This window comes from Parafannyhessea sp. (assembly GCF_051876455.1).
Classification (GTDB): domain Bacteria; phylum Actinomycetota; class Coriobacteriia; order Coriobacteriales; family Atopobiaceae; genus Parafannyhessea.
In genome coordinates, this window is the sequence record NZ_JBJEHW010000075.1 from 1 (window position 1) to 3,835 (window position 3,835).

General features: G+C 72.1%; 3 protein-coding genes. All 3 read left to right on the plus strand.

Annotated features, from left to right (window positions below):
* Window positions 1–79 precede the first annotated feature (79 nt).
* The 3 genes from ACI38Z_RS03575 to ACI38Z_RS03585 all read left to right on the plus strand — a co-directional run bounded on the left by ACI38Z_RS03575 (window position 80) and on the right by ACI38Z_RS03585 (window position 3,724).
* The gene (locus tag ACI38Z_RS03575; protein WP_439788816.1) at window positions 80–1,171 is read left to right on the plus strand and encodes a tRNA dihydrouridine synthase; all 1,092 of its coding nucleotides are present in this window, start codon (window positions 80–82) and stop codon (window positions 1,169–1,171) included.
* Window positions 1,172–1,174: 3 nt separating this feature from the next.
* Window positions 1,175–2,449, plus strand: a complete 1,275-nt coding sequence (locus ACI38Z_RS03580; protein ID WP_439788817.1) for a coproporphyrinogen-III oxidase family protein — start codon at window positions 1,175–1,177, stop codon at window positions 2,447–2,449.
* 156 nt (window positions 2,450–2,605) lie between these two features.
* Complete coding sequence (locus ACI38Z_RS03585; protein ID WP_439788818.1) at window positions 2,606–3,724, plus strand: DnaJ domain-containing protein; 1,119 nt, start codon at window positions 2,606–2,608, stop codon at window positions 3,722–3,724.
* Window positions 3,725–3,835: the final 111 nt, after the last annotated feature.

A 3,835-nucleotide genomic window follows, 5' to 3' on the forward strand; every position in this document is an offset into this window, starting at 1 on the left:
GCAAGAAGCGCATGAAGTCCATCGGCTCGGTGGAGGTGCCGCAGGAGGCCTTCCTGGCCGTGCTCAAGGTGGACGACGAATGAGCGCCGTCACGCTCGGGGCGGACGCCACGCCGGCGCAGGTGCTCGACGCCCTGGCGCCGGCTGCTGGCCTGGGCGAGAAGGTCGACCCCCTTCCCCGCGGGGGCGACCTTGCGGCCCGCCTCTCCGCCGCCCGCTACCTGCTCGCGCCGATGGCCGGCGTGACGGACTCGGCGTACCGCCTGATGGCGCGACGCGGCGGCGCGGGCCTCGCCTACACTGAGATGGTCTCCGTCGCGGGCATCCACTTCGGCGGTCGCGGCGGCGGCCAGAAGACCTGGGAGCTCGTGCTTCCCGCCGAGGAGGAGCCCGACATCGCGGTGCAGCTCTTCGGCAGCAAGCCGGAGCAGTTCCGCGAGGCCGCTTCGCGCGTGCAGGAGCGCCTGGGAAGCAAGCTGGCGCTGATCGACATCAACATGGCCTGCCCCGTTCCCAAGGTCACGCGCAAGGGCGAGGGCTCGGCCCTCCTGGACAGCCCGGATCTGGCGGCGGAGCTCGTGCGCGCGTGCGTCGAGGAGTCGAGCGTGCCCGTGACCTGCAAGATCAGGCGCAGCCGCACGCCGGGGCCCGAGCAGGCGCCGGACTTCGCGCGCGCCATGGAGCAGGCGGGCGCCTCGGCCATCGCGGTCCACGGCCGCACGGCGAGCCAGCTGTACCGCGGCAAGGCGGACTGGGACTGCGTGCGGCATGTGGTCGACGCGGTGTCCGTCCCCGTCATCGGCTCGGGCGACGTGCTGAGCGCGCAGGCGGCGTCGGACATGCGCGCCCGGACGGGCGCGACGGCCGTCATGGTGGCACGCGGCTCCTACGGGAACCCCTGGCTCTTCTCGGCCGCACGGACGATCGACGCGGGAGGGGAGCCCCCCGTCCCAACGTACGCCCAGCGCCTGGCCGCGTTCGAGTGCCACGTGCGCCTGCTCGCGGCAACGCATGCCCACCTGGCGCGGGCGCGCAGCCTCGCGGGATGGTACTTCAAGGGCATGCCCTACGCGGCCGAGTGGCGCAACCGCGCCATGGCGTGCGTGACGCTGGAGGACTATCTGGGTCTCGTGCGCGAGCTCGAGGGCCGGCTCGACTCCTGGTCGGAGTAGCGCATGGGCGCGTCGGACTGGGAGGGGCACCTGCACGCGGCCGGCGCGCTCGCGCTCTATGCGCACGTCCCCTTCTGCAGGAGCAAGTGCGCGTACTGCGACTTCTCGTCGTTGTCCACGCGCGCGGACGACCCGCTCGTGACCGCGTACGCAGCATCGCTCGCGCGCATGATCGGCCAGGCCGCGGATGCGGGGCTCCTCGAGGGCTGTCGTACCGGCTACCTTGGCGGCGGCACGCCCACGCTGATGGGCCCCGCCGTGGGCGCGCTCCTCTCGCGCATGGCGCCGCACTGCCCGCGCGAGCTCTCGTGCGAGGCCAACCCCGACTCGCTGGATGCCCCCACGCTTGCCGCCATCGCGTCCTCCGGCGCGACGCGCGTGTCCGTGGGCGTGCAGAGCACGTCGGACGAGGAGCTCGCCGCGCTGGGTCGCATCCACACGTCCGCGCAGGCAACCGACGCCCTCGCCCGCGCCGTCGCGGCGGGGCTCGACGTCTCGTGCGACCTCATGTGCGCCATACCCCGGCAGGGCGAGGGGAGCTGGCGCCGCAGCCTCGACGACGTGCTGTCCGCGGGCGTCTGCCACGTGAGCGTCTACCCGCTGCAGATCGAGGAGGGGACGGCGTTCGGGCGCCGCTACGCGGACGGGGACCCGGCATTCAACTCCGAGGACGTGCAGGCCGCGCGCATGCGCGAGGCGGAGCGGGCGCTCACGGAGGCGGGCCTCCTACGCTACGAGGTCGCGAGCTACGCGCGGCCGGGCAGGTCGTGCGCGCACAACCGCGCGTACTGGACGGGCCTGCCCTACCTGGGGCTTGGCACCGGGGCCGCCGGCATGCTGACCGCGGAGGGCTACGCCCGCCTGCGCGCCGTGGCACCGCAGCTCCCGCCCGCGCCCGAGGGCGCGGCCCGCGCGCGGCTCACCGTCACGAGCGGCAGGCGCGAGGTCGCGGCTGCGGCCGGCCTGTGCGACCTCGACTTCGACCTCGAGTTCCTCACGGCGCCCCAGGCGGCGGCCGAGGACCTCATGCTGGGGATGCGCCTCACCGAGGGCGTGGGGGAGGCACTTCTCGCCCATGCGCGGAGCGTCCTCGGGGAAGGTGCCGTCGACGACGCCCTGGAGGAGGCCGCGGCGGAGAGCCTCGTGCGCGCGACGCCGGCGGGTGGCGCAGCCCCCACGGAGCGCGGCTGGCTTCTGGGAAACGAGCTCTTCGGCCTCATGTGGGGCCTCGCCCCCGGCACGGTCGCGAGCGCGAGCGCACGGGGCAGGGGCGCCTGACCAGCACCTGGGCGGTGGTGATTTGCTGCGGCGGCGCCGCGGCTGAATAAGCGGCGCCGCCAATGGATAGAATCGTTGAACGAATGTGCCCGATTTTGTGCGGGCACGCGCGCCCGGCGGCGCTTGGGTAGGACACGACACGCATGGGGAGACCTCATGGCAGGAATGAACGAGAAGGACTACTACGCGATCCTGGGGGTGTCCCCTGACGCCTCGACGGACGAGATCAGGAAGGCCTTCCAGCAGAAGGCGCGCAAGCTCCACCCGGACGTCAACAAGGCGCCGGACGCCGAGGAGAGGTTCAAGGAGGTCTCGGAGGCCTATGCCGTCCTCTCAGACGAGCAGAAGCGCAAGCGCTACGACGCGATGCGCTCGGGCTCGCCGTTCGTCCAGGACGGCTATGGCAGCCCCTCGTACGGCGGCCCCGCGCAGGACCCGTTTGGCGGCTCGCCCTTTGGCTGGGGCTTCCCCTTTGGCGGCGCGGGCTACCGCAGGTCCACCACGCGCTCGCGCGCGTACAACCCCAAGGCGGGCGCGGACGTCGTCATGCAGCTCGACCTGGACGACGAGACTGCGCGCAAGGGCGTGAAGCGCGGCTTCACGTACCAGCGCTACGTCGCGTGCGACGTGTGCCACGGCACCGGCTCCGTCAGGAGCGAGCACGCCGAGACCTGCCCCACCTGCGGCGGCACGGGCCACATCGGCGTCGACCTAACGGGGCTCTTCGGCTTCGGCGTGATGGAGATGGAGTGCCCCGAGTGCGAGGGCGTCGGCAAGGTCGTGGCGGACCCCTGCGAGGCCTGCGGCGGCTCCGGCCGGGTGCTCTCGGCGAGCGAGGTCGTGGTCGAGGTCCCGCCCAACTCCCACGATGGCGACGAGGTTCGCATCAAGGGCATGGGCAACGCCGGCACCAACGGCTCCACCACGGGCGACTTCGTCTGTCGCGTGGGCGTCGCGTCCGAGCGCGTCAACCAGCGCCAGGCGATGGGCATGCAGACGCTCGGCTTCCTCATCCCGTTCGTGGTCCTGGGGGCCCTCACGGGCACGCTCTCGGCCATGCTGCCGTTCATTATCATCATGGCCGCGGTCTGCGTGTACTCGCTCTACCGCGGAGGAGGCCTCGGCAAGGGCCAGACGTGGTGGAAGCACGCGGGGGCGTCGGTCGCCAACGGCGCGGTGTCGGGGCTCCTCCTCGCGTTCCTCATGGTGCTCATGTTCAGCTGCGGCAGCGCGAGCTACGGCTACTACGGCTACGGTCCCGGCGCAAGAGGGTAGAAACCAAACTGGAGTGATCTTCGGCCGCCCCGCACGGGCGGCCTCTCGTGCAAAGTCAGGTGGGGGAATCGCAAGTGGCAACAAAGGACTATTACGAGGTGCTCGGCGTCG